General features: G+C 70.6%; 28 protein-coding genes. 9 read left to right on the top strand and 19 right to left on the bottom strand.

Annotation, left to right across the window (positions count from 1 at the left end):
• Positions 1-510 carry a CinA family protein gene (locus DK427_RS12470; RefSeq protein WP_109951544.1) on the top strand — a complete coding sequence of 170 codons (510 nt, stop codon included), beginning with the start codon at positions 1-3 and terminating at the stop codon, positions 508-510.
• Here the strand turns inward: DK427_RS12470 and DK427_RS12465 are convergent.
• The gene (locus DK427_RS12465; RefSeq protein WP_109951543.1) at positions 414-1,154 is read right to left on the bottom strand and encodes a hypothetical protein; all 741 of its coding nucleotides are present in this window, start codon (positions 1,152-1,154) and stop codon (positions 414-416) included. The two genes, DK427_RS12470 and DK427_RS12465, sit on opposite strands and share 97 nt — an antisense overlap.
• A gap of 190 nt (positions 1,155-1,344) precedes the next feature.
• Here DK427_RS12465 and DK427_RS12460 point away from each other — a divergent pair, with 190 nt between their 5' ends.
• Together DK427_RS12460 and DK427_RS12455 are read left to right on the top strand one after the other, a co-directional pair.
• Entirely contained in the window at positions 1,345-1,944 is a 600-nt protein-coding gene (locus tag DK427_RS12460) for a cysteine hydrolase family protein (RefSeq protein ID WP_109951542.1), read from the top strand.
• 96 nt (positions 1,945-2,040) lie between these two features.
• Positions 2,041-3,282 (top strand): FAD-dependent oxidoreductase, encoded by a 1,242-nt coding sequence (locus tag DK427_RS12455; RefSeq protein WP_109951541.1) that lies wholly within the window; start codon positions 2,041-2,043, stop codon positions 3,280-3,282.
• Here the strand turns inward: DK427_RS12455 and DK427_RS12450 are convergent.
• The gene (locus DK427_RS12450) at positions 3,264-3,725 is read right to left on the bottom strand and encodes a type II toxin-antitoxin system RatA family toxin (RefSeq protein WP_109951540.1); all 462 of its coding nucleotides are present in this window, start codon (positions 3,723-3,725) and stop codon (positions 3,264-3,266) included. The genes DK427_RS12455 and DK427_RS12450 overlap by 19 nt on opposite strands.
• Before the next feature lie 15 nt (positions 3,726-3,740).
• On the bottom strand, positions 3,741-4,730 hold the full coding sequence (gene lipA / locus DK427_RS12445) for a lipoyl synthase (RefSeq protein ID WP_109951539.1): 990 nt from the start codon (positions 4,728-4,730) through the stop codon (positions 3,741-3,743).
• 329 nt (positions 4,731-5,059) lie between these two features.
• Here lipA and DK427_RS12440 point away from each other — a divergent pair, with 329 nt between their 5' ends.
• A complete protein-coding gene (locus DK427_RS12440) occupies positions 5,060-5,572 on the top strand; it encodes a CYTH domain-containing protein (RefSeq protein WP_109951538.1) in 513 nt (170 codons plus the stop codon).
• 433 nt (positions 5,573-6,005) lie between these two features.
• On the opposite strand, the gene DK427_RS12430 is transcribed toward DK427_RS12440, so the two are convergent.
• From DK427_RS12430 to DK427_RS12420, 3 genes are all read right to left on the bottom strand, one after another.
• Positions 6,006-6,620 carry a cell wall hydrolase gene (locus DK427_RS12430; protein WP_425452585.1) on the bottom strand — a complete coding sequence of 205 codons (615 nt, stop codon included), beginning with the start codon at positions 6,618-6,620 and terminating at the stop codon, positions 6,006-6,008.
• A 149-nt stretch (positions 6,621-6,769) separates the two neighbouring features.
• Positions 6,770-7,495, bottom strand: coding sequence for a trypsin-like serine peptidase (locus tag DK427_RS12425; protein WP_109951535.1), 726 nt, complete (start codon positions 7,493-7,495; stop codon positions 6,770-6,772).
• Positions 7,492-8,472 (bottom strand): threo-3-hydroxy-L-aspartate ammonia-lyase, encoded by a 981-nt coding sequence (locus DK427_RS12420; protein WP_109954132.1) that lies wholly within the window; start codon positions 8,470-8,472, stop codon positions 7,492-7,494. The genes DK427_RS12425 and DK427_RS12420 overlap by 4 nt, the downstream gene beginning before the upstream one ends.
• A gap of 196 nt (positions 8,473-8,668) precedes the next feature.
• On the opposite strand from DK427_RS12420, the gene DK427_RS12415 reads away from it, so the two are divergent.
• Positions 8,669-8,887, top strand: a complete 219-nt coding sequence (locus DK427_RS12415; RefSeq protein WP_109951534.1) for a hypothetical protein — start codon at positions 8,669-8,671, stop codon at positions 8,885-8,887.
• A 448-nt stretch (positions 8,888-9,335) separates the two neighbouring features.
• Here the strand turns inward: DK427_RS12415 and lpdA are convergent, their stop codons facing one another.
• From lpdA to eno, 9 genes are all read right to left on the bottom strand, one after another.
• Positions 9,336-10,775, bottom strand: coding sequence for a dihydrolipoyl dehydrogenase (gene lpdA, locus DK427_RS12410; RefSeq protein WP_109951533.1), 1,440 nt, complete (start codon positions 10,773-10,775; stop codon positions 9,336-9,338).
• A gap of 22 nt (positions 10,776-10,797) precedes the next feature.
• Positions 10,798-12,210: a pyruvate dehydrogenase complex dihydrolipoamide acetyltransferase gene (locus tag DK427_RS12405; RefSeq protein WP_109951532.1), complete on the bottom strand. Its 1,413-nt coding sequence runs from the start codon at positions 12,208-12,210 to the stop codon at positions 10,798-10,800.
• A gap of 4 nt (positions 12,211-12,214) precedes the next feature.
• The gene (locus DK427_RS12400; protein ID WP_109951531.1) at positions 12,215-12,802 is read right to left on the bottom strand and encodes a Uma2 family endonuclease; all 588 of its coding nucleotides are present in this window, start codon (positions 12,800-12,802) and stop codon (positions 12,215-12,217) included.
• A gap of 13 nt (positions 12,803-12,815) precedes the next feature.
• Entirely contained in the window at positions 12,816-13,091 is a 276-nt protein-coding gene (locus DK427_RS12395) for a DUF5076 domain-containing protein (protein ID WP_109951530.1), read from the bottom strand.
• 64 nt (positions 13,092-13,155) lie between these two features.
• Positions 13,156-14,601 (bottom strand): pyruvate dehydrogenase complex E1 component subunit beta, encoded by a 1,446-nt coding sequence (locus tag DK427_RS12390; RefSeq protein ID WP_109951529.1) that lies wholly within the window; start codon positions 14,599-14,601, stop codon positions 13,156-13,158.
• A 75-nt stretch (positions 14,602-14,676) separates the two neighbouring features.
• Positions 14,677-15,750: a pyruvate dehydrogenase (acetyl-transferring) E1 component subunit alpha gene (gene pdhA / locus DK427_RS12385; RefSeq protein ID WP_109951528.1), complete on the bottom strand. Its 1,074-nt coding sequence runs from the start codon at positions 15,748-15,750 to the stop codon at positions 14,677-14,679.
• A 123-nt stretch (positions 15,751-15,873) separates the two neighbouring features.
• Positions 15,874-16,185: an FtsB family cell division protein gene (locus DK427_RS12380; RefSeq protein WP_109951527.1), complete on the bottom strand. Its 312-nt coding sequence runs from the start codon at positions 16,183-16,185 to the stop codon at positions 15,874-15,876.
• A 34-nt stretch (positions 16,186-16,219) separates the two neighbouring features.
• The gene (locus DK427_RS12375) at positions 16,220-16,537 is read right to left on the bottom strand and encodes a DUF3574 domain-containing protein (protein ID WP_109951526.1); all 318 of its coding nucleotides are present in this window, start codon (positions 16,535-16,537) and stop codon (positions 16,220-16,222) included.
• A 134-nt stretch (positions 16,538-16,671) separates the two neighbouring features.
• Positions 16,672-17,958, bottom strand: coding sequence for a phosphopyruvate hydratase (eno, locus tag DK427_RS12370; protein WP_109951525.1), 1,287 nt, complete (start codon positions 17,956-17,958; stop codon positions 16,672-16,674).
• 219 nt (positions 17,959-18,177) lie between these two features.
• On the opposite strand from eno, the gene queF reads away from it, so the two are divergent.
• Positions 18,178-18,627 (top strand): preQ(1) synthase, encoded by a 450-nt coding sequence (gene queF / locus DK427_RS12365; RefSeq protein WP_109951524.1) that lies wholly within the window; start codon positions 18,178-18,180, stop codon positions 18,625-18,627.
• 79 nt (positions 18,628-18,706) lie between these two features.
• Here queF and DK427_RS12360 read toward each other — a convergent pair whose 3' ends face one another.
• On the bottom strand, positions 18,707-19,012 hold the full coding sequence (locus DK427_RS12360) for a hypothetical protein (RefSeq protein WP_109951523.1): 306 nt from the start codon (positions 19,010-19,012) through the stop codon (positions 18,707-18,709).
• A gap of 276 nt (positions 19,013-19,288) precedes the next feature.
• Here DK427_RS12360 and DK427_RS12355 point away from each other — a divergent pair, with 276 nt between their 5' ends.
• The 3 genes from DK427_RS12355 (at position 19,289) to DK427_RS12345 (ending at position 21,096) form a co-directional block, all read left to right on the top strand.
• Positions 19,289-19,957: a class I SAM-dependent methyltransferase gene (locus tag DK427_RS12355; protein ID WP_109951522.1), complete on the top strand. Its 669-nt coding sequence runs from the start codon at positions 19,289-19,291 to the stop codon at positions 19,955-19,957.
• A 99-nt stretch (positions 19,958-20,056) separates the two neighbouring features.
• Positions 20,057-20,452 carry a VOC family protein gene (locus DK427_RS12350; protein ID WP_109951521.1) on the top strand — a complete coding sequence of 132 codons (396 nt, stop codon included), beginning with the start codon at positions 20,057-20,059 and terminating at the stop codon, positions 20,450-20,452.
• A gap of 56 nt (positions 20,453-20,508) precedes the next feature.
• Positions 20,509-21,096 (top strand): histidine phosphatase family protein, encoded by a 588-nt coding sequence (locus DK427_RS12345; protein WP_109951520.1) that lies wholly within the window; start codon positions 20,509-20,511, stop codon positions 21,094-21,096.
• Between the two features lie 26 nt (positions 21,097-21,122).
• Here the strand turns inward: DK427_RS12345 and pdeM are convergent, their stop codons facing one another.
• Genes pdeM through DK427_RS12330 form a run of 3 tightly spaced genes read right to left on the bottom strand, consistent with a single transcriptional unit; the run spans position 21,123 to position 25,545 of the window.
• A complete protein-coding gene (gene pdeM, locus DK427_RS12340) occupies positions 21,123-21,836 on the bottom strand; it encodes a ligase-associated DNA damage response endonuclease PdeM (protein ID WP_109954131.1) in 714 nt (237 codons plus the stop codon).
• 41 nt (positions 21,837-21,877) lie between these two features.
• Complete coding sequence (locus tag DK427_RS12335; RefSeq protein ID WP_109951519.1) at positions 21,878-24,592, bottom strand: ligase-associated DNA damage response DEXH box helicase; 2,715 nt, start codon at positions 24,590-24,592, stop codon at positions 21,878-21,880.
• A complete protein-coding gene (locus DK427_RS12330) occupies positions 24,589-25,545 on the bottom strand; it encodes an alpha/beta hydrolase (RefSeq protein WP_109951518.1) in 957 nt (318 codons plus the stop codon). The genes DK427_RS12335 and DK427_RS12330 overlap by 4 nt, the downstream gene beginning before the upstream one ends.
• Between the last annotated feature and the right edge of the window lie 37 nt (positions 25,546-25,582).

Here is a 25,582-nt window from a genome sequence, read left to right as displayed (position 1 = left end):
GTGATCGCCGACGCCGCCCTCCTGGCCCGGGCCGAGGCCCTGGTCGCGGCCTACACGCGGGCAGGCTTGCGCATTGCCACGGCGGAATCCTGCACGGGCGGCCTGGTCGCGGGGCTGTTGACCGCCGTTCCCGGCTCGTCGGCGGTGGTCGAGCGCGGCTTCGTCACCTACTCGAACGAGGCGAAGACCGAGGCGATCGGCGTGCCGGCCGCCCTCGTCGCGGCCCACGGCGCGGTGAGCGAGCCGGTCGCCCGCGCCATGGCGGAGGGTGCGCTCGCCGCCTCGCGCGCCGACATCGCCGTGGCGATCACCGGTATCGCAGGCCCTGGCGGCGGCAGCGCGGGCAAGCCCGTGGGCCTCGTGCATTTCGGCCTCGCCGCGACGGGATACCCGGTCCTCCATCGGGAGCGTCGCTACGGCGACCCGGGCCGGGCCGAGATCCGCCGGCTCGCCGTAGAAGAGGCGCTCGATCTGCTTGAACTCGTCTTGCGCAGCGCAGGCACGTCGTAGTTCGAGAGCCTGATCGGTTTGGCTGTCGGGGGGACTGCTTGGGTTGGAAAGTGGACATGCCACTCGCGGTTTGCGTCGCTGGATGAATGGAGGTCGAGAGCGATGCCACATCGCTTCTTCCACGGCTCTGGCAGGACGTTAGCTCCAACATTCGGTTGCAGCCTGTAGAAGGAAAGCGTCCTGTAGCTCCAAGCGTAGGGCACGCAATCCTTCAGCGCCGCCGTATGCAAAAAGTACTGGAACTCTGCCGGAGCCTCGCGGATCGAAGCGAAGAAAGATCGCTCTTCGACCTCGTCCGCCCCGAACGCGACGACTGCGCGATGCCTGATACCGTCTGCCCAAAGCCCGACGATCACGGTTGGCAACAGAACGGTGAGGATCACGAAGACTGCCGGCTTGACGGCATCGGTGATGATTTTCCGGAGGGATCTGGCGAAAACCAGGGCGGACGCCGCGACACCCAAGAGGGCGATCACCCGCCAATAGGGGATGCCGAGCCGGTCAGACCAGTCCGTCGCAAGGAAGATCGGCTGCAACGGGTTGCCGAACAAATTTACCGTCGTCACGATGTAGGCGAGTACAGCTAGGAACACCTTCAATATCAGCATCTCTGGCTGGTCGTGCGTCGAATTCTTGAGCGTCATATGTCGCAGGAGGCTCTGTTGCTTTCGCTTCCGGTGCGTCCGCTCCGGGTCGCAAGCAGCCCACGCACAGCCGAGCGGAGCGGATTGTGGCACCCGACCGCACCTATTGGCTATGGTGCTCCGAGCGGCGTGGCATAGGCTCCGATCCGATGTGGCGGCCGAGATCGGTCGACACGACGGAGGACGCTGCATGTCGGATCTCGCAACCCTGCGCCGCCTCTCGGGCCTCAGCCCGGAGCCCGCATCCCTGAAAGGCTCGGCGCTCCTGCTGATCGACCTGCAGGAAACCTACCGCGCGGGCGTGATGCGGCTGGAGGGCGTCGAGCCGGCCATCCGGGAGGCCGCGGAACTGCTGCGGCGGGCGCGCGAGGCCGGCATCCCGGTCTTCCACATCCGCCACGATGCCGGGCCGGGCTCCCCCTACGACGTGCGCGCGGCGATCGGCCAGATCAGCCCGGAGGTGGCGCCGCAGGGCGACGAGGCGGTGATCACCAAGGGCTATCCGAGCGCCTTCGTCGGGACCGACCTCCAGGCGCGGCTGGAGGCGACGGGGGTGAAGGACGTCGTGCTGGCGGGGTTCATGACGCATATGTGCGTGAACTCGACCGCGCGCGGCGCCTTCAACCTCGGATTCCGCCCCACCGTGGCGGCGAGCGCCACCGCGACCCGCGACCTGCCGGCTCCCGACGGCGGCGTGGTGCCGGCGGCCCAGCTCCAGGCCGCGAGCCTCGCGGCCCTCGGCGACCTGTTCGCCGTGGTGGCGCGCGGGCAGGCCGACATCCCGGATTGAGCCCGGCCCCGCGCGCGTAGCGGCGGCCTGCCCCGCCGACGCGCCGTTGCGGCCGGACCGCCGCGGCGTAGGATCGCCAGCAGAGAGGACCGCCCGATGGACTCACGCGCCTCCGTCTGCATCGTCGGCGGCGGCCCGGCCGGGATGATGGCCGGGCTGCTCCTGGCCCGCGCCGGCCTCACCGTCACGGTGCTGGAGAAGCACGCCGACTTCCTCCGGGATTTTCGCGGGGACACGATCCACCCCTCGACCCTCGACCTGATGGACGAGCTCGGCCTCGGCGACGCCTTCCGTGCCCTGCCCCACCGCCGGGTCGAGATGCTCGCGGGCGTGCTCGGCGGGCGCGCCTACCGCATCGCCGACTTCCGGCGCCTGCCCGCGCGCAACCGCTTCATCGCGCTGATGCCGCAGTGGGATTTCCTCGATTTCCTGGCCCGGGCCGGCCGGCGCGAGCCGGGCTTTCGCCTGCTGATGCGGACCGAGGCGACCGCGCTCGTCAGCGCGGACGAGCGCGTCGGTGGCGTGCGCGCCCGCGGGCCGGAGGGCGAGGGGATGATCGCGGCCGATCTCGTCCTCTGCGCGGACGGGCGGCACTCGGCCATGCGGGCGGCGGCGGGCCTGCACCCCACCGTCTTCGGCGCACCGATGGACGTGCTCTGGTTCCGCCTCCCGCGCCGGCCCGACGAGGACGAGGCGACGGCGGGCCATTTCGGGCGCGGGCGCATCATGGTCACCCTCGACCGCGGCACGCACTGGCAATGCGCCTACGTGGTGCCGAAGGGCGGGGATGCCGAGATCCGGGAGCGCGGCCTGCCGGCCCTGCGGCGCGCGATCGGTGCGCTCGTGCCGTTCCTCGCCGACCGGACCGCCGAGATCGCCTCCTGGGACGACGTGAAGGTGCTCACCGTCGCGCTGGACCGGTTGGAGCGCTGGCACCGGCCGGGCCTGCTCTGCATCGGGGATGCCGCCCACGCCATGTCGCCGCTCGGGGGCGTGGGCATCAACCTCGCGATCCAGGACGCCGTCGCGGCGGCCAACCTCCTGGCGGGGCCGCTGCGCGCGGATACGCTGACCGAGTTCGACCTCGCCCGAGTGCAGGCGCGCCGGATGCGCCCGGTGCGGCTGACGCAGGGTTTGCAGCGCCTCGTCCAGGACCGGGTGATCGCCCGCGTGCTCGGTGCGGCGGTGACGGCGCCAGGGCCGCTGCGGCCCCCCCTCGCCCTGCGGCTCCTCGACGCCCTGCCGGTCCTCCAGCGGCTGCCCGCCCGAGTCATCGGGCTGGGCTTCCGGCCGGAGCACGTCGCCGAGTGGGCGCGCCCTCAGGCCGCCGCGCCGTAGATCCGGTCGGCCCGGCCCTCGAACGCGTCGGTGAACTTGCGGAAGGCCCGGTCGAACATCGTGCCCATGAGCAGGCCGAGCGTCCGGCTCTTGAACTCGTAGGTGATGAAGAAATCGACGTCGCAGCCGCCCGTCGCGTTCTCGCGGAAGCTCCAGCGGTTCTCGAGATGCCGGAACGGGCCGTCGATATACTCGGCCACGATCCTGAGCGCCGGCCGATCGAGGCTCACCCGCGTGGTGAAGCGCTCGCGGATCGCCTTGTAGCCGACCCCCATCTCGGCGACCAGAACCTCCTGGCCCTCCCCGCTGCCGGGTACGCGGCGCAGCACCCGCAGCGACTCGCAGAGCGGCAGGAAGTCCGGATACTGCTCCACGTCGGCCACGAGGTCGTACATCTGCTGCGGCGTGTGGCGGACCGCGCGGGTGACCCGGAAGGAGGGCATGCGAAACCGAGGAACTCAGGCGGACTTGGCGGGAGCGAGGCGGGCGTTGCGGGCCGCCTGGAGCCGCGCGAAATCCTCGCCGGCATGGTGCGAGGAGCGCGTCAGCGGCGTCGCCGAGACCAGCAGGAACCCTTTGGAGTAGGCGGTGGTCTCGTAGGTCTTGAACTCGTCCGGGGGCACGAAGCGCACGACCTCGTGGTGCTTCTTGGTCGGCTGCAGGTACTGGCCGATGGTCAGGAAGTCGACGTCTGCCGAGCGCAGGTCGTCCATCAGCTGCACCACCTCGTTCCGGTCCTCGCCGAGGCCCACCATGATGCCGGACTTGGTGAAGATCGTCGGATCGAGCTCCTTCACCCGCTGCAGCAGCCGCACCGAGTGGAAGTAGCGCGCGCCGGGGCGCACGGTGAGATACTTGCCCGGCACCGTCTCGAGGTTGTGGTTGAACACGTCGGGCTTGGCCGCCACCACGACCTCCAGGGCCCCGTCCTTGCGCAGGAAGTCCGGCGTCAGGATCTCGACCGTGGTGCCGGGGCTGGCCCGGCGGATCTCCGCGATCGTGCGGGCGAAGTGCTCCGCGCCGCCGTCCTTCAGGTCGTCGCGGTCGACCGAGGTGATCACGACGTGGTGCAGGCCGAGCTTGGCCACCGAGTCAGCGATCTTCAGGGGCTCGTCGGCGTCGAGGGCGTCCGGCAGGCCGGTGCGCACGTTGCAGAAGGCGCAGGCCCGCGTGCAGGTGTCGCCCATGATCATGAAGGTGGCGTGCCGCTTCTCCCAGCACTCACCGATATTGGGGCAGCCCGCCTCCTCGCAGACCGTGACGAGCCCGTGCTCGCGGACGATGGCGCGGGTCTCCGACCATGCCTTCGAGCCCGGCGCCTTCACGCGGATCCAGTCGGGCTTCCGGGCCTGGACGGGCTGGTCCGGCCGGTGCGCCTTCTCGGGGTGGCGCGGGCGGGCGGTCGCCGGGCGAGGATCGTTGGTCAGGAGATCGAGGACGACGGCCATGGATCGATCTTCGCCTCACCGCGCGGGCGCTCCCGCGGTGGCGGGGCTTTCTGAAGGAGAAGCCCTGACTTAAGGCCTTCCCCCGGGGACCGCAAACCCGCGCGACCGCCCGTCGCGATTCCGACGGGACAGCCCTGCCGCTCCGTCATGCGCCCACCGTGCGGCGCTCCCGCGCGATCGAGAACAGACGTCGCGGTGGTACCGGACGGGCGTGTTCAAAACTGCGCATCCGCAACGGCTTGTCAGGACAGGTCGGGCCGGCTTAGTCAGCCCGCTTCTCAGCGGGACCATTGTGGGTGTCCCGCCACGTGAGGCAGCCCGAGTACCGGATGCGTTTCGAGATCGAGCGGAAGTTCCTGGTCGCGCATGATGGCTGGCGCGCGGCCGCAACCGGCCGGCGCAGTCTGCGCGACGGGCTGGTCGGCCAATTCGGACGGGGCAAGGTGAGAGTGCGCCTCGACGAGGATCGGGCTTGGCTCACCGTGAAGGGCGCGCGGCTCGGTATCAGCCGCCCCGAATTCGAGTACGAGATTCCCTGCGCCGACGCCGAGGCGATGCTCAGCAATGTCTGCGTCGGCACGGTGATCGACAAGACGCGCCACTGCGTACCCCATGATGGCCTGACCTGGGTCGTGGACGAGTTCGGCGGGTGCCTCGCCGGCATCGTGCTGGCCGAGGTCGAGCTCGAGGCGGAGGATCAGCCGTTCTCAAGGCCCGACTGGCTCGGCGGCGAGGTGACGGGCGATCTGCGCTTCCGGCAGACCACGCTGTTGCACCTCTGCCGCCAGACCGACCGGCCCGTCACCATGGCGGACATCTTGGCCCTGCCCGCCGCGCTCTGAGCGCTGCGATGCAGCGCAAAAAATTTGCGGCCAGCGGGTCCGGGTAGAGCACGGTCCCGGAGCGTCAAGAATGGTCGAGTCGTCGTGATTCCATTAACCATCCCCGCGTGATCCGGGCGGGAGGGATGATGGTTGCGGCTCTGAAACGGGCGGTCAGGTTGCGGCGCACGATGCGCGAGCGCGACACGCGGATCGAGGCCAGCGGATGCGCGAAGGCCCGTCCGATCCCAACCGCTGAGGCCGCGTCCGCCGCGGGGCACGGGCTGACGGCTCGTGAGTTGATCCGCATGGCGCAGGCTGCCCGCCGCGCCCGGCAGGATTAGGCGCGCGGAGCGGGCTGGCGCGCCGACGTCTTCGGCGCGATCAGCGCCTCGCCGACAAGGACCAAGCGAAAGCGCCCGGCCTCCGCGAGCGGAGGCCGGGCGCTTTCGCTTCAGCCGGCCCCGTCCGCCTGCGCGAGAGCGGCGAGCGTGCAGATGTCCCTGGCCGGCCCCAGCCGCAACTGCTCGGCCTGCCGCACCGGGGCCGCCACGGGCGCGGCAACGGGCGCGGCCGCGTAGGCCAGCGCGGCGGTCGAGCCGGCCTTGCGCTTCTCGTAGAAGGCGTTGCCGCCCGCCACCGCAACGTAGTGCATGTTATTGTAGGGGAAGCGGTGCCCGGCGGTGTGGAAGTACATCGCCTGCCCGACCTTCGGGTGGCGCTCTCCGGCGAGCACCTTGTCGGCGACGTCCGCCACCGTCTCCAGGCTCTTCGGCTCGTTCATCGGCTTCGTGAGCACGCCCGCCGCGAACTGGCGCGGCTGGCCGACCACCTCGCAGATGCCGCCCGGGAAGGCGGCCGATTCCAGTCGGTTCATCACCACCGTGCCGACGGCGAGCAGCCCTTCCGGGTCGCTGCGCTTCGACTCGAAGTACATGGCGCGCCCGAGGCAGTCGCGCTCCGCGTCGTTGACGGCCAGTGCGGGCTTGCGGCCGGGAATCGATCCGGTGACCGAGGGCGTCGCGGTGTTGCAGCCGCCGAGGCTGCCGCACGCGAGGATGAATGCCAATCCGGATACAGTCTTCGCCGTCCTCACACCCTGCATGCGCGCGCGCTCCCTGCCCGTCGATTCCTGCGGCCCTCGTCGGCCGGCCTCAGCCACGCTCAAGCTTGCGTGCAGATTCGGGGCAGAGATGTGGCGACGTCCTTACCGTCTCGTTAACGAGCTTGGGAAAGCTCCGCGCGCATCCGCTCCGCCTCGGCCCGGAAGCTGCGGACCGGGACGGCCAGCGAGCGGGCACCCGTCCCTTCCGGACGGCGCGCCACGAGGACGCCGACCACCGCGGGACCGCTCTCGCCCATCCGCAGCAGCGCGGAGCCGGACTCGCCGGGCAGGGCCCGGCAATCGTGCATCAGGAGCGGCGGCTCGGCCTGGTCCTCCACCGCGCAGTTGCCCTGCGCGCTCATGCGCTCGGCGCGGGCGTGGCTGTAGCCGGCCCGCCGGATCTCGTGGCGGGCTGCCTCCGCACGCGCGTCGGCGAGCGGCACCGGGCGCAGATCCACCGGCTCGGCCAGCGCGATCAGGGCCCAGTCTTTCGCGAAGTCCGCCGGCGCGGTGCCGAAGGTGTAGCCGGGGCCGGTGACGTAGCGCTGGGCGATGGCGTGGGCGTTGTAGGTGCCCTGGCGCCAGCCGGCCACGAAATGCACGCTCTGCGGCCCGACCCAGCGGGCCCGCGGTCCGTCCCAGAGGCAGTGGGCGGCGCTCAGCACGAGCCGCGGGCCGATCAGCGTCGCGCTGCAGAAGGCGCGGCGGTTGGCGCCGAGCACGACGTTGAGCTTGCCGACCGCCGCGTAGGGCCAGACGCCCGCATCGACCGCGACCTCCTCGGCCGCCGCCGGCAGCGCCAGAAGCGTGCCGAGAACGAGCCCCGCCGCGAGCCTCATCCGGCAATCAACCGGGCAAAGCTCGCCAGATCGACGTTGCCGCCGCTGATCACCACCCCGACCCGCTTGTCGCGCACATCGACGTGGCCGGTGAGGACGGCGGCCGCCGCCAGGCAGCCGGTCGGCTCGACCACGAGCTTCATGCGCTCGGCGAAGAAGCGCATCGTCTCGACGAGCTGGGCGTCCGAGACGGTGAGTACGTCGGTGACGTGACGCGCGATGATCGGGAAGGTGTGGTCGCCCAGATGCGTGGTCTGCGCCCCGTCGGCGATCGTCTGCGGCACGGGGATCCGCACGATCCGTCCGTCCCGGAACGAGCGCTGGCCGTCGTTGCCGGCCTCCGGCTCGACCCCGTAGATCCGGGCCTCCGGCATAAGCTCGGCGGCGGCGAGCGCGCAGCCCGCGAGTTGGCCGCCGCCGCCCAGGCACGCGACCAGGATGTCGAGCGGACCGGTCTCCTCGATCAGCTCCAGCGCCAGGGTGCCCTGGCCGGCGATGACGTCCGGGTGGTCGTAGGGCGGGATCAGGCTCAGGGACCGCTCCGCCGCGATGGCCCGGCCCAGCGCCTCTCGGTCCTGGCTGTAGCGGTCGTAGGTGACGATCTCGGCCCCGTAGCCGCGGGTCGCCGCGACCTTCATGGCGGGCGCGTCGAGCGGCATCACGATGGTGGCCGGCACGTCCAGCAGCCGGGCCGCCAGCGCGATCGCCTGCGCGTGGTTGCCGGAGGAGTAGGCGATCACGCCGCGTCGGCGGGCGGCCTCGGGCAGCGCCGCGATGGCGTTGTAGGCGCCGCGGAACTTGAAGGCGCCGGCCCGCTGCAGGTTCTCGGCCTTGAAGAACAGCCGGCCTCCCGTGCGGGTATCGGCCGTGCGGGAGGTCAGCACCGGCGTGCGGTGCGCCGCCCCCCGGATCCGCTCCGCCGCGCGGGCGACGTCGGCGTAGCTCGGCAGTCCCTCGGTCGCCCCGCCCTCACGCATGATCATTCCCCTGACGTGTATTCGGGCCGGATCCTAGTCGCGACCGTTCGCGGACGCCACGCCGCGCGTGGCGCTGGCACAACCTGTGCTCGGTATCGTGTGCGCATCTCTGCGCACGCGAGGGAGCGATCCCCTGGACAAGGTCTCCTGCCAGCGCGGATCGGGTGTCGGGAGGGATCTCCTGAGCCGCCAGCTCGTGAGCCGCGAGGAGCTGCTGGCCCCCGCAACGCTCACGGTCTGGCCGCACAGCCTCGACGCGAAGGCGGTCGAACCCCGCGAGATGCCGAGCCTGCTCCTGGCGCTGGAGGAAGCCGCCATCGCCCTGCGCAGCGGCGACGGCACACCCTGGGTCATCACGAGCGCCGGCACCATGCTGCCGCCCACCCTGTTGCGGAGCCTGATCGCGGTGCCGTGACGCCGACGCCGTGGCAGCACGCGCCAGACAGTTCGCCGACGACCGATCGCGCGGAAAGCCCCTTGCCATCCGGGGCGAAACGGATCTAGCCTCACCCCGTCGACGCCAGATCGGGCGTCGGTCTGAGAGAGGAGGCCTGCGATGAGCCGACACGGTTCCTGCGTCCCGACATCTCGTACCGCCGATCCGGATCAGGACACGCCGCCGAACAGGTACCTGCAGGGATAGTGGCGCCTCGGGCGATCGAGGGTCGAGTTCCCCGGCCGGCAGGGCTGGTCGGGCTGGCAGCTCCCCCATCGCACCGGAACACGCGTGGCCCCTGCGAAGGCCCGTCAGCTCACCGGCTGGCGGGCCTTTCTCGTTGTCCCCGTCCGCTGAGGGCACGCCGGTTTGGCAGGCCCCGCCGGACGGCGCCGGGGCGCCGATCCGGCGGGGCCGGTCCCGCTTTTCAGGTGTGGATGACCTTCCCGTAGGCGTCGAGCACACTCTCGTGCATCATTTCCGACAGCGTCGGGTGCGGGAAGACCGTGTGCATCAGCTCTTCCTCGGTGCTCTCCAGGGTCATCGCTACGACGTAGCCCTGGATCAGCTCGGTCACCTCGGCGCCGATCATGTGGGCGCCGAGCAATTGGCCGGTCTTGGCATCGAAGATCGTCTTGATCAGGCCGTCCGGCTCGCCGAGCGCGATCGCCTTGCCGTTGCCCGCGAAGGGGAAGCGGCCGACCTTGACCTGGAAGCCCTGCTCCTTGGCCTTCGCCTCGGTGAGCCCGACGCTGGCGATCTGCGGGTGGCAGTAGGTGCAGCCCGGGATCTTGCCCTTGTCCATCGGGTGGGTGTGCAGCCCCTTAATGGTCTCGACGCAGATCACGCCCTCGTGCTCGGCCTTGTGGGCGAGCATCGGCGGCCCGGCGACGTCGCCGATCGCGTAGAGGCCCGGCACGTTGGTGCGACCCAGGCCGTCCGTGACGATGGTGCCGCGGTCGGTCTTCACGCCGAGCTTCTCGAGGCCGAGATTCTCGATGTTGCCGACGACGCCCACCGCCGAGATCAGCTTCTCGGCCGAGATCTGCTGGGACTTGCCGTCCTGGCCCTCGATCGTCGCGGTGACGGAGTTCGCCCCCTTCTCGACCTTCGTCACCTTGGCGCCGGTGAGGATCTTGATGCCCTGCTTCTCGAAGCGCTTGCGGGCCATGCCGGCGATCTCGGCATCCTCCACCGGCAGGATCTGCGGCAGCAGCTCCACCACGGTCACCTCGGCGCCCATGGTGCGGTAGAACGAGGCGAACTCGATGCCGATCGCGCCCGAGCCCATCACCAGCAGGCTCTTGGGCATCGCCTCGGGGACCATGGCCTCGTAGTAGGTCCAGATCTGCTTCTTGTCGGGCTCGATGCCGGGGATCGCGCGCGGGCGCGCGCCGGTCGCCAGGATGATGTGCTTGGCGCTGTAGCTGCCGGCACCCTTCGCGCCCTTCGGGGCTTCCGCCCGCTTGGTCTCCTTCACGGTGACCTTGCCGGGCTCGTTGCCCTTGGCGACCGACTCGACCGTGGCCTCGCCCCAGATCACGTCGACCTTGTTCTTCTTGAGCAGCATGCCGACGCCGCCGTTGAGCCGGCCGGAGACGCCGCGCGAGCGCTTCACGATCGCGGCGGCGTCGAACGAGACCTCCTTGGCCGAGAGCCCGTAATCGGAGGCGTGCTGCATGTAGTGGTAGATCTCGGCCGAGCGCAGCAGCGCCTTGGTCGGGATGCAGCCCCAGTTCAGGCAGATGCCGCCGAGATGCTCGCGGTCGACGACCGCGGTCTTAAAGCCGAGCTGCGCCGCGCGGATTGCCGTGACGTAGCCGCCCGGGCCGGCGCCGATGACGAGGATATCGTAGGTATCGGACATTGGCTCTCTTCCCCCGCGCGCTTCAGACCAGCATGCCCATCGGGTTCTCGATCAGGCCCTTGAAGGCCGAGATCAGCTCCGCGCCGAGCGCCCCGTCGAGGACGCGGTGGTCGCAGGAGAGCGTGCAGCTCATCACCTGCACCACGGCCGGTTGACCGTCCTTCACGACGACGCGCTTCTCGCCCGCGCCCACCGCCAGGATGCTCGACTGCGGCGGGTTGATCACCGCGGTGAACTGCTTGATGCCGAACATGCCGAGATTCGACACCGAGGTGACGCCGCCCTGGTACTCTTCGGGCTTCAGCTTCTTGGCGCGGGCGCGGCCCGCGAAGTCCTTCATCTCGTTCGAGATGGTGGAGAGCGTCTTCTCGTCGGCCCGGCGGATGACGGGCGTGAACAGGCCGCCGTCGATCGCCACCGCCACGCCGACCTCGGCGTGCTTGAAGCGCAGGATCCGGTCCTCGGCCCAGACCGCGTTGGCGGCCGGCACGCGGGTGAGTGCGAGGCCCATCGCCTTGATGACGAAGTCGTTGACCGAGAGCTTGAACAGCGGCTTGCCGTCCTTGTCCTTGCCCGCCGAGGCGTTCAGCGTCTCGCGCAGCTTCATCAGCGCGTCGAGTTCGCAATCGACCGTGAGGTAGAAGTGCGGGGCCACCTGCATCGCCTCGGTGAGGCGCTTGGCGATGGTCTTGCGCATGCCGTCGAGGGGCACCTCCTCGTAGGCGTCCTTCTGAAAGAAGCCCTTGACCTGATCGAGCGAGAGGCCTGCCGGCGCGGCCGCGGAGGGTGCGGCCTTCGGGGCGGGGGCCGCGGCCTTCGGCGCCTCGGCGGCGGCCTGCGGGGCGGGAGCCGCCTTCGTGGCGCCCGAGGCCTTCGCCTCCTGCACGTCGCGGGCGATGATGCGGCCGTGCGGGCCTGAGCCCTGGACGGCGGCGAGATCGACGCCTTCCTGCTTGGCGATGCGGCGCGCCAGCGGCGAGGCGAAGACGCGCCCGCCGGAGGCGGCCTGAGCCGGCGCCCCGCCCGCGGCCGGCTTGGCGCCGTCGGGGGCCTCGTTCACGCGGGCGTAGGACATGTGGCCGTCGCCGGGGGTGGTGTTCTGCCCGGCATCGGATTTCGGCGCCTCCGCGGCGGGCTTGGCCTCCGCCTTCGGCGCGGAGCCGCCGCCCGCGGCCGCGGCCGCGACGTCCTCGCCCTCGCCCGCGATGATCGCGATCAGGTCGTTGACCGGCACGTCCGCCGTGCCCTCCGGCACCAGGATCTTGGCGAGCACGCCCTCGTCGATGGCCTCGACCTCCATCGTGGCCTTGTCGGTCTCGATCTCGGCGAGCACGTCGCCGGACTTGATCGCGTCACCCTCCTTCTTGAGCCACTTGGCGAGGTTGCCCTTCTCCATCGTGGGGGACAGGGCTGGCATCAGCACGTTGATGGGCATGGTGTCAGGTCTCGGGCTGGGCCGGGGCGGCGGGATTGTCGAACGGGAAGAGGTCGTCGAGCGGGAACGGGGCGGCCTCGAAGGGCGACATGGCGACGGTCTCACCGCGCCGAACGATGCCTTCGAGGCGCCACGCGCCCTCTTTCAGCGTGAAGGATTCGAGCAGGCCGGCGGCGGAATCGAGCTGCCAGAGGTGCTCGACGCCGGCTTCTGCGTAGATGCGGCGCTTCGGACCGCGCACGAGCCGGGCCGTCGCGGACGACGGAAGCTCGCAGATCCAGTTCGGCGGCGTCCGCGTGAACGCCGCCTCGGGCTGGCCAGCCATGTGCGCACGGCGCCAGCCGGCCAGAACAGGAACCACCACCTGCGCCCCGAGATGAAGCTCGGGCTGGAACATCAGGATCCAGTTGCGGCGCCCGCCGCGGTCGAGGGATGAGCCCAACTGCCCGACAAGGCTCGCAGTCGCGGCACCGTCGCGCGGGTGCTGGGGCTTGCGAGTCTCCAGCACGCCGTCGATGATCTCAGCCACCAGATGCTCCGGCACCGCTTCGAGGTCGGCGTAGGTCGCTGGACGATGTGCGGGCGCTACCATAGTGCGGCCGGCGTTAGTTGAGATCGCCGGAATCGAGACCTTCCGCCTCGATTCCCGCACGGATGCGCTCGAACGCCTCCTCCTCCGACATCTCGGTCTCCAGCGCGTAGGCGCGGGCGGCCTGCCGGGCGAGGTCGATGAGGAGGCGGCCCCAAGTTGCCGGATCGTCGAAGGAGCGTCGCAGCGCAACGCTCACCGCGCCGTCCACCACGATGGCACGCAGGACCTCGACGCCGCCGTTCTCGGTGACGTCAGGGGGGACGGAGAGTTCCTCGAACGTTTGGCTCATGGCTGGCAGCCCTCTCTGTGTCGCCCCGCGCGGGACCCGCGCGGGGGAGGAGCGGCGCGCGGGCCTACTTGTAGCAGACGCTCTTTGCGGCCTCGACGACCTCGGCCACGGAGGGCAGCGCGAGCTTCTCGAGATTGGCCGCGTAGGGCATCGGCACGTCCTTGCCGGTGATGCGGATCACGGGCGCGTCGAGATAGTCGAAGGCGTCGACCATCAGGCGGGCCACGATCTCGGCGCCCACGCCCGATTGCGGGAAGCCCTCCTCGACCGTGATGCAGCGCCCGGTCTTCTTCACCGACTCGACCACGGTGTCGGTGTCCATCGGTCGGATGGTGCGCAGGTCGATGACCTCGGCCTCGATCCCCTGCTCGGCGAGCACCTGCGCGGCCTTCAGCGCGTAGGTCATGCCGATGGCGAAGGACACGATGGTCACGTCCGAGCCCTGGCGGTGGATCCGCGCCTTGCCGATCGGCAGCACGAAGTCGTCGAGCTTCGGCACCGGGAACGACTGCCCGTACAGGATCTCGTTCTCGAGGAAGATCACCGGGTTCGGGTCGCGGATCGCGGCCTTGAGCAGGCCCTTGGCGTCGGAGGCCGTGTAGGGCGCGATCACCTTGAGGCCGGGCACGTTCGAGTACCACGCCGCGTAGTCGTGGCTGTGCTGGGCGGCGACGCGCGCGGCGGCGCCGTTCGGGCCGCGGAACACGATCGGACAGCCGAGCTGGCCGCCCGACATGTAGAGGGTCTTGGCCGCCGAGTTGATGATCTGGTCGATCGCCTGCATGGCGAAGTTGAAGGTCATGAACTCGACGATCGGCTTCAGGCCGGCGAGCGCCGCGCCGACGCCGATGCCGGCGAAGCCGTGCTCGGTGATGGGGGTGTCGACCACGCGCCGCGCGCCGAACTCCTGCAGCAGGTTCTGCGTGACCTTGTAGGCGCCCTGGTACTCGGCGACCTCCTCACCCATGACGAAAACGTCGCCGTCGCGGCGCATCTCCTCGGCCATGGCGTCGCGCAGCGCCTCGCGCACGGTCATGGTCACCATCTCGGTGCCGGCCGGGAACTCCTCCATCACCGGCTCTTTCGCCTTGTTGGTGATGGTGGCGGGCGCCGCCGGGGCGCGCTGCGCGTCGTCGTCGGTCTTGGCGGCGGGCGCCGGCTTATCGGCCAGACCCTCGGCCTGCATGTCGGGCGTCGGGGCCGGATGGCCGCCCGCGCCGTTCGGCTTGCCCTTGCCGCCGGAGGCGGCGGCCGCGGCGACATCCTCGCCCTCGCCCGCGATGATCGCGATCGGCGTGTTCACGGCGACGTTCTCGGTGCCCTCCGCGATCAGGATCTTGGCGAGCACGCCCTCGTCGATGGCCTCGACCTCCATCGTGGCCTTGTCGGTCTCGATCTCGGCGAGCACGTCGCCGGATTTGACCGCGTCGCCCTCCTTCTTCAGCCACTTCGACAGCTTGCCCTCCTCCATCGTCGGAGAGAGGGCGGGCATCAGGATGTCGGTCGCCATGTTCTGCTCTGTCGTGGGGCGGCGGGGCGGCCAGGAAGCGGGCGGGCTACGGGTGCTGCGCGGGGGGGGCGCCGGTCAGGCGCTCGCCTCCAGCAGGATGTCGGTCCACAGCTCGGAGGGATCCGGCTCGGGATCGTTGGTGGCGAATTCGGCCGCGTCGTTGACGATCTCGCGCACCTTGGCGTCGGTCGCCTTCAGCTCGGACTCGTCGACGCCGTGCAGCTCAATCAGGCGCTTGCGCACCATCTCGATCGGGTCGTGCTCGTCGCGCATCTTCGAGACCTCGTCCTTCGACCGGTACTTGGCCGGGTCGGACATCGAGTGGCCGCGATAGCGGTAGGTCTGCATCTCGAGGATGTAGGGGCCCTGACCCGAGCGGGCGTGCTCGATGGCCCGCGTCGCGGCCTCGCGCACGGTGCGCACGTCCATGCCGTCGACCTGCTCGCCCGGGATACCGAAGGAGAGGCCGCGCTTCGAGAAGTCCGTCTGGGCCGAGGCACGGGCGACCGAGGTGCCCATTGCGTAGCGGTTGTTCTCGATCACGTAGACGACCGGCAGCTTCCAGAGGGCCGCCATGTTGAAGCTCTCGTAGACCTGGCCCTGGTTGGCCGCGCCGTCGCCCATGTAGGTGAGGCTGACCTTGCCGTTCTGCCGGTAGGCGTCCGCGAACGCGAGGCCGGTGCCGAGCGAGACCTGGGCGCCGACGATGCCGTGGCCGCCGAAGAACTGCTTCTCGCGGCTGAACATGTGCATCGAGCCGCCCTTGCCGCGGCTGTAGCCACCGCGCCGGCCGGTGAGCTCGGCCATCACGCCGCGGCTCTCCATGCCGGTGGCCAGCATGTGGCCGTGGTCGCGGTAGCCGGTGATGACCTGATCGCCCTCGATCGAGGCCATCTGCATGCCGATGACGACGGCCTCCTGACCGATATACAGGTGACAGAAGCCGCCAATCAGGCCCATGCCGTAGAGTTGGCCCGCCTTCTCCTCGAAGCGGCGGATCAGCAGCATCTCGCGGTAGGCGTGGAGGTCTTCGTCGCGGGTGAATTGCGGAGCGTTCGGAGCGGGCCGGTGCGCCGCCTCCGCGCCGCCTTTGGCCGCCTCAGGCTGCGTGTGCGCCGCATCCTTCGCAGCGTCCTTGCCGGCGTCCATGCTTCGCTCCCCGGAATATGACCGTTTCGGGGCTCGGTTTAGGCCAGGATGCTTGCGATTGCGAGTGGCGCTCCTCTGACAGCCATGCATGGATGTCAGGGCGATGCAACCTGTAGCCTGCGCTCAGGGCGTGATGACAACCACATCGTTTGCGTGAACCCGGCCGAGTACGACGCGGGCGCGCTCCTCAAGCAGGTCGCGGTCGATCTGCTCGCTGCGCAGCAGGGCCACCCGGTGCTCCCAAGTGGCGCGCTCGGCCTTGGCGGCGGCGAGTTCCTGCGAAAGCCCGTAGGCCTGGATCTTCAGGGCCCGCTTGGCTTCGAGGCCGCGGTTGCCGTTCTCGGCCTGGGTGACGAAGTAGCCGACGACCAGCGCCGATACGCTCCAGAGAGCGAGCGGGAGCACGACCATTCTGACGCGGCGACGGACGACCATGGCGCGACCATCCGCGCTCAAGGTTACGAATGCCCTAACGGAACCGCGCGCAGGCACGGGTGAGCACGAGTCCGACGCCCTCCTGGGCGAAGGCGTCCCGGTACGCCGTGCGGACGGTCTCGAGCGCCGAGAGGGTCGCTGGCGTCTCCGGCGCTATGACGAGGACGATGCGGGTGGGCTCGCGCAGCAGGCGTCCGTCCGGGCGCCGCCACTGGCCCTCGCCGCGCAGCACGGTGAGCCCGTCGGGAAAAAGCGGGGTGATCTGCCGGGCCAGGAACCGGCGCCAAGCGGACTCGGTGACGCGGCTTCCATCGCTCCGGACGAGACCGAACAGGAGCTGGGCCGAGAGCATCGGCTCGGCGCCAGCGCACAAAGAATCTGCCCTCGCGGCCGGGGCGGCCGCGAGGGCGACGAGAAGTCCCAAATGGAATCTCAAGTGAGATCCCGAGTGGCAGGCGCCGAGGAGCGCCCGCTTGCCCGCCCGGCTCAGCGGCCGAGCTGCTTGATCGCCTGCCGGCCGGCGTAGCGGCCCTGCGGACCGAGGCCTTCCTCGATGCGGATGAGCTGGTTGTACTTGGCCAGTCTGTCCGAGCGGGCGAGCGAGCCGGTCTTGATCTGCCCGCAATTGGTGGCGACCGCGAGATCCGCGATGGTCGAGTCCTCGGTCTCGCCCGAGCGGTGCGACATCACCGCGGTGTAGCCGGCGCGCTGGGCCATATCGACAGCGGCCAGCGTCTCGGTGAGCGAGCCGATCTGATTGACCTTGATCAAAATCGAGTTGCCGGTACCGCTCTCGATGCCCCGCGACAGGCGCTCGACGTTCGTGACGAACAGGTCGTCGCCGACGAGTTGGCAACGGCTGCCGATCTTGTCGGTGAGCAGTTTCCAGCCCTGCCAGTCGTCCTCGGACATGCCGTCCTCGATCGACAGGATCGGGTACTTGGCGACGAGCTCCGCGAGGTAGTCGACCTGTTCCTCGATGGCCCGCGTGCGGCCCTCGCCCTCGTAGTGGTAGGCGCCGTCCTTGAAGAACTCGGTCGCCGCGCAGTCGAGCGCCAGCACGACGTCCTGGCCCGGCTTCAGGCCGGCGGCCTGGATCGACTCCATCACGAAGTCCAGCGCGGCCTCGGCCGAGGGGAGGTTCGGGGCGAAGCCGCCCTCGTCGCCGACGTTGGTGTTGTGGCCGGCCTTCTTGAGCGCGCTCTTGAGGGTGTGGAACACCTCCGCGCCCATGCGCACCGCCTCGGCCAGCGAGTCGGCGCCGACCGGCATGATCATGAATTCCTGGAAGTCGATCGGGTTGTCGGCGTGCGCGCCGCCGTTGATGATGTTCATCATCGGCACCGGCAGCACCCGGCCCTGCACGCCGCCGACGTAGCGGTAGAGCGGCAGGCCGGAGGTCTCGGCCGCGGCCTTGGCGACGGCCAGCGAGACGCCCAGGATCGCGTTGGCGCCGAGCCGCGCCTTGTTGGGCGTGCCGTCGAGGTGGATCATCGCCTCATCGACGGCGACCTGATCTTCCGCGTCCATGCCGCCGATGGCGTCGAGGATCTCGGTCTGCACGGCCTGGACGGCGTTGAGCACGCCCTTGCCGCCGTAGCGGCTCTTATCCCCATCGCGCAGTTCCACCGCCTCGTGGGCGCCGGTCGAGGCGCCCGACGGAACGGCGGCGCGGCCGAAGGAGCCGTCCTCCAAGAGCACGTCGACCTCAACGGTCGGATTGCCCCGGCTGTCCAGGATCTCGCGGGCGGCGATGTTGGTGATCGCGGTCATGGAAATCCCCTCAGCTGTCTTCGGCGGCTCGCGCGGCGCCATGAATCGACGCCGGCCCCGCGGCGTGCGGTCGCTGGGCTTATTGTCCAACCTCGGCGGTCCGGCAAGCCGGGCGCCGGGCCCGGGCATCTGATCGAGCACCGCCGGTGCGACGGAGCGCGAGGCTGCCCCGCCCCGGCCGCGGATGCAACCGCGCGGCGGGCGCGCTATAGCGGGTCTATGACGAACGATACGCTCCAACTCGGGCAGGCCACGCCCTGGCCTACCTCTCCCGAAGAGGCCCGCCTCGACCGGGTGCCGAATCCGCACCCCGACACCGACTACTGCGCCCGCTTCACGGCGCCGGAATTCACCTCGCTCTGCCCCGTGACTGGGCAGCCCGACTTCGCGATCCTGGTGATCGACTACGTACCGGACCGCTGGCTCGTCGAGTCGAAGGCCCTGAAGCTTTATCTGGGCTCCTTCCGCAATCACGGCGCCTTCCACGAGGATTGCACGGTGGCGATCGGCAAGCGCCTCGCCGAACTGCTGGAGCCCCGCTACCTCCGGATCGGCGGGTTCTGGTACCCGCGCGGCGGCATCCCGATCGACGTGTTCTGGCAGACCGGCGAGCCGCCGAAGACGGTATGGCTCCCTGATCCCGGCGTCCCGCCCTATCGCGGGCGCTGAGCGCATGAAGCTGAATGTATGAAAAAGGGCGACCGGCACGTGCCGGTCGCCCCTTCATCGAAACGTCGTTGGCGGTAGCTCAGTAGCCGTAACCGTACCCATAGGCCGGGCCGCCGTAGCCGTAAGCCGGACGACCGTAGTAGCCGTCCCGAGCGTAGGCATCGCGCGCCGCGCCCGCAGCGATCGCGCCGGCCGCGAGGCCCGCGATGCCCAGACCGACCGCCGCACCCGTGCCGATACCGCGGCGGCCGCGATATCCGTGACCGTAGCCGGCGTGCGGAGCATATCCGTGACCATAGTAACCGCGGGGACGAGCATCGGCGGCGGTCGTTGCGAGAGTCCCGAGGGTCAGGGCGGCAGCGGAGATGATGGCGAACTTGCGCATGATATCCTTTCTCGATCGGTGATCGAATTCGGGGACTCAACGCCCGACCGCCGCCGGGGTTCCACCAAGCTCCGACCGGGCAATACTGATGCGTTCCTGCATCCGGATGCGGGAGTTCGTGTTTCCGCGCAGATGAACGGCAGCTGAACCGCGCCCCACCTTGCGCAACTGGGCCCGGGCTCGCCCGGGGCCCCGCGAAAATGACGACCTCGCAGCGCGGGCGTGAACTCGGCGCGCGGCACGTCTAGGATCGGTCAGCATCACGGAGCCGCCCGTATGGATACCCTGTCGCTCATCCTCGAAACCTTCGCGCCGATCGAGGGGCGGCGGATCCTCGATATCGGCTGCGGGCCGGGCGTGCTCGCCAAGGCGCTGGCGGCCCGGGGCGCGGCGGTGACCGGGATCGATCCGGGCGAGGCCGCGATCCGCGACGCCGCGGCGCGGGCGCCGGGCGCCCGGTTCGAGCGGGCCTCCGCTGAGGCCCTGCCCTTCGCGGCGGCCAGCTTCGACGGCGCCGTGATCCTCAACGCGCTCCACCACGTGCCCGACCCGGCGGCCGCTCTGGCCGAGGCGGCCCGCGTGGTCGGCCCGGGCTGCCCGGTGGTCGTGGTGGAGCCGCTCGCCGAGGGCAGCGCCTTTGCGGCGCTCAGGCCCATCGAGGACGAGACCGCGATCCGGGGGGCGGCGCAGGCGGCGATCGCCGCAGCGATCGCGTCCGGCGCCTTCATCTGCACCCGGGACGTCACCTTCACGCGCGCAGAGACCTTCGCCGACCTCGCGGCCTATCTGGAGCGGGTGACGAGCGTGGAACCCGCCCGACGCGCCGCGATCGAGGCCGATCCGGAGGGTATCCGCGCCGCCTTCGAGGGCGCAGCCGCGCGGCGCGAGGGAGGCTACGAACTGAGGCAACCGCTGAGGGCGCACGTGCTGGTCCCGGCCGGCTGAGTGTGGTCGGGGACGGGCCTGCGACACACGAGCCCTTCCGCTCGCGGCCTGCCGCGCCACATGAGCCGCAGCACAGCCCCCGCTTGAGGTAAGGATCCGATGTCGAAGCTCGTCCATGCCATGGTCCGCGTCCGGGACGAGGCGCGCTCCGTGGATTACTACCGGACGGCCTTCGGGCTGGACGTGGCCGAGCGCCTCGACTTCCCGGACTTCACGCTGATCTACCTGAGCAACTCCGAGGCGTCGTTCGAGCTGGAGCTCACGGTGAACAAGGACCGGAGCGAGGCCTACAACCTCGGCGACGGCTACGGCCACCTCGCCGTCACGGTCGACGACGTCGCGGCCGAGCACGCCCGTTTCAAGGAAGCCGGCCTGCCGGCCACCGACCTGAAGACCCTGAAGCACGGCGACCGGGCACTCGCGACCTTCTTCTTCGCCACCGATCCGGACGGCTACAAGATCGAGGTGATCCAGCGCGGCGGCCGCTTCGTCTGACGCCATCCGCCCCGGCTTTGGCGCCGGGGCGCCCTCCCCCGCGATTCCGAGATCCGATGAGCAGCCCCACTCGCATCGTCTGCCTCCGCCACGGCGAATCGACCTTCAACGCCGCCCACCGCGCCACCGGCCGCGATCCCGGCCACCGCGACGCCCGCCTGACCGAGCGCGGCCAGGCCCAGGCCGAGGCTGCCCGCGAGCGCCTGCGCGGCATCCCCTTCGACCTCGTGGTGACCTCGCCGCTGACCCGGGCGATCCAGACCAGCGCGATCGTGTTCGGCGATCATCCGAGCGCGCCACGGGTGCTGGTGGAGGTGTTGCACCGGGAGTGCCAGGAGAGCAGCTGCGACGTCGGCCGCGCGGCCTCCGAGATCGCCGCCGAGTTCCCGCACCTCGATGTCGGGCACCTGCCCGAGGTGTGGTGGCACGCGGCAGAGGGCTCGCAGGTCGGCGACTACCCGGTCGAGCCGCGCCACCTGTTCGACGCCCGCGTTGCCGATTTCCGGGAATGGCTGCGGGCTCGCCCCGAGCGCACCATCGCGGTGGTCGGGCACGGGACGTTCTTCTTCCACCTGACCGGGATCTGGCTCGACAACTGCGACGTCACCGAACTTGATCTCGCGGCGCAGCCCGCGGCGGCTTGATCCGCGCGCCCCCGACGCGCGTCGCCTCAATCCCGCGCCAGCATCTGCCGGCCGATGGCGAAGACCCGGCCGTCCCCGAGAAGATGGGCCGTGAAGCCGTTCGGGAAGAGCGGCTCGAAAGCCTTGTCGCGCACGTTCAGCCCGCCCGTGAAGGCGCCGAAGGCCGGCATGACGAGCCGGGCGCCGTCCGAGACGAAGCAGCGGCGGCGCACCGCGCGGCCCCGCATCGCCACCTTGCCGCAGGGATGGAGGTGGCCCGCCACCTCGCCGGGGCCTGCGCCCGGCACGGGCTCGTGCCGCAGCGTCAGCGCGCCGAGCGTCAGCGTGTCGGCGTACCGGCCGCCGACGCCCTCCCGCACCGCCGCGTCGTGGTTGCCGGCGATCCAGACCCAGTCGCGCCCCGCCTGCAGGGCGGCCACCATCGCCCGGTCGCCGGGCTCCATGCGCTCGGGCCCGCGCGCGTCGTGGAAGGAATCGCCGAGCGCGACGACGCGGGCCGGATCGAAGCGCAGCACCGCCTCGTGCAGGTTCGCCAGCGTCTCGCGGGTGTCGTAGGGCGGCAGGAACTGACCCGAGCGGGCGGCGAAGGCCGAGCCCTTCTCCAGGTGCAGGTCGGAGACCACCAGCGTGCCGTGCCCGGGCAGCCAGAGCGCGCCAGAGAGGTCCAGCACCGCCTCCTCGCCGGCGAGCGTCAGGCCGGCGGGCTTACTCGTCTTCTCAAGTCTCTGGCCGAGCGCCAAGATCGCATCCTCATCCGGGGGACCGGGGCGCGTCATCGGCTCTAGCCAAGCGCCTCTTCGAGAAGCTGCGCCTCGGCCTCGGCCAGGATCTCGTCCGCGCCCTCGCCGTAGACCTTCTCGCGCCCGATCTCCAGCATCACGGAGACGGAGAGCGGCGAGACGCGGTCGAGCGCCCGGTGGATGATTCGCCCCTGGATGCGCTCTAGCATCATGCCGAGGCGCCTCACGTCGAGGAGTCCGGTTGCCGCATCCTGGCGCGCGGCGCGCAGGAGCAGGTGGTCGGGCTGGTGCTTGCGCAGCACGTCGTAGACCAGATCCGTGGAGATCGTGACCTGCCGCCCGGTCTTCTTCTGACCGGGATGGCGCCGCTCAATCAGCCCGGCGATCACCGCGCATTGCCGGAAGGTGCGCTTCATCATCGCGGATTCGGCAAGCCACGCCTCGAGGTCGTCCCCCAGCATGTCTTGGGCGAAGAGTTCGGCGAGGAAGCCGGGCTCGCGGGCGATGCGCTCCGAGATGTCGCGCGTCATCCAGATCGCGAGGCCGTAATCGTTGGCGGCGAAACCGAGTGGGCGCAGGCCCGCCCGCTCCAGCCGCCGGGTGAGCAGCATGCCGAGCGTCTGGTGGGCGAGCCTGCCCTCGAACGGAAAGGCCGACAGGTAGGAGCGCTTGGCCCGCGGGAAGGTCTCGACCAGCAGGTCGCGCGGCCCGGGCAGCACGGAGCGGCTGCGCTGCTGCACGAGGTAGTCGGCCACTTGGCGCGGCAGGCGGTCCCACTCGAATGGATCGGCGATCAGGGCCCGCACGCGTGCGGCCAGGAAGGTCGAGAGCGGGAATTTCGATCCCGCGTAGCTCGGGATGGCCGGGTCGGTGCCGGGCCCGGCCCGCGTCACCATCGCCTCGTCCTCCATCAGCCCCTCGAAGCGTAGCACCTCGCCGGAGAACAGGAACGTGTCGCCGACGGTCAGCGTCTCGGCGAAATCCTCCTCGATCTCGCCGAGCACCCGGCCGGTCTTCGGCAGGATGGTCCCTGGCTTGGCCCGCACCGAGCGGACGAGGCGCACCTTCACCTTCGCGGATTCCACGATGGTGCCGATGTTCATCCGGTACTGCTGGGCGGTGCGGGCGTCGCGCACCCGCCAGAGCCCGTCCGGGCCGCGCAGGATCTTGGCGAAGCGCTCGTAGGCGCGCAGCGCGTAGCCGCCGGTCGCCACGTAATCGACCACCGCCTCGAAATCCTCCCAGGCGAGCTTCGCATAGGGCGCGGCCGAGACGATCTCCTCGTACAGGTGCAGCGGATCGAAGGCGTCGGCGCAGGCCATGCCGAGCACATGCTGGGCGAGCACGTCGAGGGCGCCGACCCGCGCGTCAGGCGTGTCCTGGGCGGCCTCCTCGACGGCGTCGAGGGCCGCGCGGCACTCCAGGATCTCGAAGCGGTTGGCCGGGACCAGGTAGGCCTTCGAGGGCTCGTCCATCCGGTGGTTGGCCCGCCCGATCCGCTGCATGATCCGGCTCGCCCCCTTCGGTGCGCCGATGTTGACCACCAAGTCGACGTCGCCCCAGTCGATGCCGAGATCGAGGGTCGCGGTGCACACGATGGCGCGCAACTGCCCCGCCGCCATCGCGGCCTCGACCCGACGGCGCTGCTGCGCGTCGAGAGAGCCGTGATGGAGCGCGATCGGCAGCACGTCGTCGTTGAGGCGCCAGAGTTCCTGGAAGGTGTACTCGGCCTGCAGCCGTGTGTTGACGAAGACCAGCACCGTGCGGTGCTGGCGGATCAATTCGTAGATCGCCGGCATCGACTGGTGGGCGGTGTGCCCGGCGAGCGGCAGCGGACGGTTCGATTCGAGCAGGCGCAGGTCCGGTGGGGCGCCGCCCTTCACCACCACGAGGTCGGCCAAGCCGGTCGCCCCCCTCTCCCCGCTGGGCGGGGAGAGGGGGGCGGGCACCCCGCCGAGCCCGCGGGGAGCGAAGCCGGAGCGGGGGTGAGGGGGGGGCGCAGGGCGAGGCTCGTCCGTCGAAGTCCCCTCACCCTCGCCTGCCGGCTCGCCGCGCTCCCCGACGAGGGGGAGACGCGGCCCTCTCCCCGCGCGCTGGGAGAGGGGATCCGCGGCATTCGGATCATCCGCACCGCTCGGCCGCTGCGGCACGAGATACTTCCTCAGCTCGTCCGGCTCCCGCACCGTGGCCGACAGGCCGATCGCGGTCAGCCCCGGGCTCAGGCGGTGCAGCCGCGCCAGCGCCAGCGAGAGAAGATCGCCCCGCTTCGAGGTCACCAGCGCGTGCAGCTCGTCGAGGATCACGCAGCGGAGGTTCGCAAGCAGGTCCGCCGCCTCGCGGTGGGCGATCAGCAAGGCGAGCTGCTCGGGCGTCGTCAGCAGGATGTCGGGCGGGCGCGCGATCTGGCGGGTGCGCTTGTGCGCCGGGGTGTCGCCGGTGCGGGTCTCGACGCGGACCGGCAGCCCCATCTCGGCCACCGGCGCCTCCAGGTTGCGGGCGATGTCGACCGCGAGCGCCTTCAGGGGCGAGACGTAGAGGGTGTGAAGCCCCCGGCGCTGCGACGCCTTCGTGGCGCTCAAGCCGACGAGGCTCGGTAGGAAGCCGGCCAGCGTCTTGCCGGCCCCGGTCGGCGCGACGAGGAGCGCGGAGCGGCCCTCGCCCGCGATGCGCAGGAGATCGAGCTGGTGCGGGCGCGGACTCCAGCCGCGCCCCGAGAACCAGGCCCGGAAGGCCGGGGGTAAGTGATCCGCGCTCAGGCGAGCGCCATCAGGAAGCGGTCGATGAGTTCCAGCGCCCGCTCGGTCATCGCACCGGGGTAGCGCACGAAGATGTGGCAGCCGCCCGCGTAGACCGCCGTGTGGCCGCCATTGCCGGCCGCCGCCCAGCGCACGGCCATGTAGAGCGTGTCGTCGAGGAGCGGGTCGGCGGTGCCGATGGTGAAGAGCGCCGGTGGCAGGCCCTTCAGATCAGCGTAGATCGGCGAGACGTCGGGGCGGCGCCGGTCGATGCCCTCGCGCACGTAGTCGTCGGCGAAGCGGGTGAGGTCCTCGGTGTTCACCACGAGGCGCTCGGACCCCCAATTGCGAACGGACGGTGTCAGGCCCAGATCGTAGAAGCCCGCGTTGAGGTTCGCGCCCCGGAAGGCGCGCGGCAGGTTGTGCCGGTCGCGCAGGCGCAGCAGCACCATCACGGCGAGGTGCGCGCCGACCGATTCGCCGCCGATCGTCAACGCCGAAATCCCGAACTCCACCCGGCCGGGCCCGGCGAGCCAGAGGGCCGCGGCCTCGCAATCGAGGAGGGCCGCCGGGTAGGGATGCTCGGGCGCGAGCCGGTACTCGACCGACAGGCAGACGAAGCCGCAGGTGTCGGCGATGCGCTCCAGCCAGGGATCCTGCTCGTCGGCCGCGCCCCAGACCCAGCCGCCGCGGTGGATGTGCAGGTAGGCGCCGCGCAGCTTCACGCCCGGCCGCGGGCGGATCACCCGCAGCGGCAGCGCGCCGCCAGGCCCGTCGATCAGCATGGTCTCGGCGCGGGCGCTGCGCGGCATCGCCGGCGAGGCCTGCGTGCCGGCGCGGCGCCGCGCCCTCACCTCGGCGATCGGCAGCGTCCACGGGTCCGCCTGCGCGGCGTGGGCGGCCACGACCTCGGCGTTGAGGCGCAGGGTTTCCGGATCGATCGTCGCCGGGTCGAACAGGGCGTGGTCGATCATTGTCTCGGTCGTTCCGTGTGTTCGGCCGCACAGGATA

This window comes from Methylobacterium radiodurans, assembly GCF_003173735.1.
GTDB lineage: Bacteria > Pseudomonadota > Alphaproteobacteria > Rhizobiales > Beijerinckiaceae > Methylobacterium > Methylobacterium radiodurans.
This window is presented reverse-complemented; position numbering and strand designations above follow the sequence as displayed.

Coding starts and splice junctions, on each gene's coding strand:
- DK427_RS12425 (WP_109951535.1), bottom strand. CDS start 7,495: ATGAGGCTCGCGGCGGGGCTCGTTCTCGGCACGCTTCTGGCGCTGCCG.
- DK427_RS12400 (WP_109951531.1), bottom strand. CDS start 12,802: ATGGTAGCGCCCGCACATCGTCCAGCGACCTACGCCGACCTCGAAGCG.
- DK427_RS12345 (WP_109951520.1), top strand. CDS start 20,509: ATGAGCAGCCCCACTCGCATCGTCTGCCTCCGCCACGGCGAATCGACC.
- DK427_RS12450 (WP_109951540.1), bottom strand. CDS start 3,725: ATGCCCTCCTTCCGGGTCACCCGCGCGGTCCGCCACACGCCGCAGCAG.
- DK427_RS12405 (WP_109951532.1), bottom strand. CDS start 12,210: ATGCCCATCAACGTGCTGATGCCAGCCCTGTCCCCCACGATGGAGAAG.
- DK427_RS12350 (WP_109951521.1), top strand. CDS start 20,057: ATGTCGAAGCTCGTCCATGCCATGGTCCGCGTCCGGGACGAGGCGCGC.
- DK427_RS12395 (WP_109951530.1), bottom strand. CDS start 13,091: ATGAGCCAAACGTTCGAGGAACTCTCCGTCCCCCCTGACGTCACCGAG.
- DK427_RS12390 (WP_109951529.1), bottom strand. CDS start 14,601: ATGGCGACCGACATCCTGATGCCCGCCCTCTCTCCGACGATGGAGGAG.
- queF (WP_109951524.1), top strand. CDS start 18,178: ATGACGAACGATACGCTCCAACTCGGGCAGGCCACGCCCTGGCCTACC.
- DK427_RS12465 (WP_109951543.1), bottom strand. CDS start 1,154: ATGACGCTCAAGAATTCGACGCACGACCAGCCAGAGATGCTGATATTG.
- pdhA (WP_109951528.1), bottom strand. CDS start 15,750: ATGGACGCCGGCAAGGACGCTGCGAAGGATGCGGCGCACACGCAGCCT.
- DK427_RS12355 (WP_109951522.1), top strand. CDS start 19,289: ATGGATACCCTGTCGCTCATCCTCGAAACCTTCGCGCCGATCGAGGGG.
- DK427_RS12440 (WP_109951538.1), top strand. CDS start 5,060: ATGCGTTTCGAGATCGAGCGGAAGTTCCTGGTCGCGCATGATGGCTGG.
- DK427_RS12360 (WP_109951523.1), bottom strand. CDS start 19,012: ATGCGCAAGTTCGCCATCATCTCCGCTGCCGCCCTGACCCTCGGGACT.
- DK427_RS12460 (WP_109951542.1), top strand. CDS start 1,345: ATGTCGGATCTCGCAACCCTGCGCCGCCTCTCGGGCCTCAGCCCGGAG.
- lpdA (WP_109951533.1), bottom strand. CDS start 10,775: ATGTCCGATACCTACGATATCCTCGTCATCGGCGCCGGCCCGGGCGGC.
- DK427_RS12330 (WP_109951518.1), bottom strand. CDS start 25,545: ATGATCGACCACGCCCTGTTCGACCCGGCGACGATCGATCCGGAAACC.
- lipA (WP_109951539.1), bottom strand. CDS start 4,730: ATGGCCGTCGTCCTCGATCTCCTGACCAACGATCCTCGCCCGGCGACC.
- DK427_RS12380 (WP_109951527.1), bottom strand. CDS start 16,185: ATGGTCGTCCGTCGCCGCGTCAGAATGGTCGTGCTCCCGCTCGCTCTC.
- DK427_RS12420 (WP_109954132.1), bottom strand. CDS start 8,472: ATGCGTGAGGGCGGGGCGACCGAGGGACTGCCGAGCTACGCCGACGTC.
- DK427_RS12455 (WP_109951541.1), top strand. CDS start 2,041: ATGGACTCACGCGCCTCCGTCTGCATCGTCGGCGGCGGCCCGGCCGGG.
- eno (WP_109951525.1), bottom strand. CDS start 17,958: ATGACCGCGATCACCAACATCGCCGCCCGCGAGATCCTGGACAGCCGG.
- DK427_RS12375 (WP_109951526.1), bottom strand. CDS start 16,537: ATGCTCTCGGCCCAGCTCCTGTTCGGTCTCGTCCGGAGCGATGGAAGC.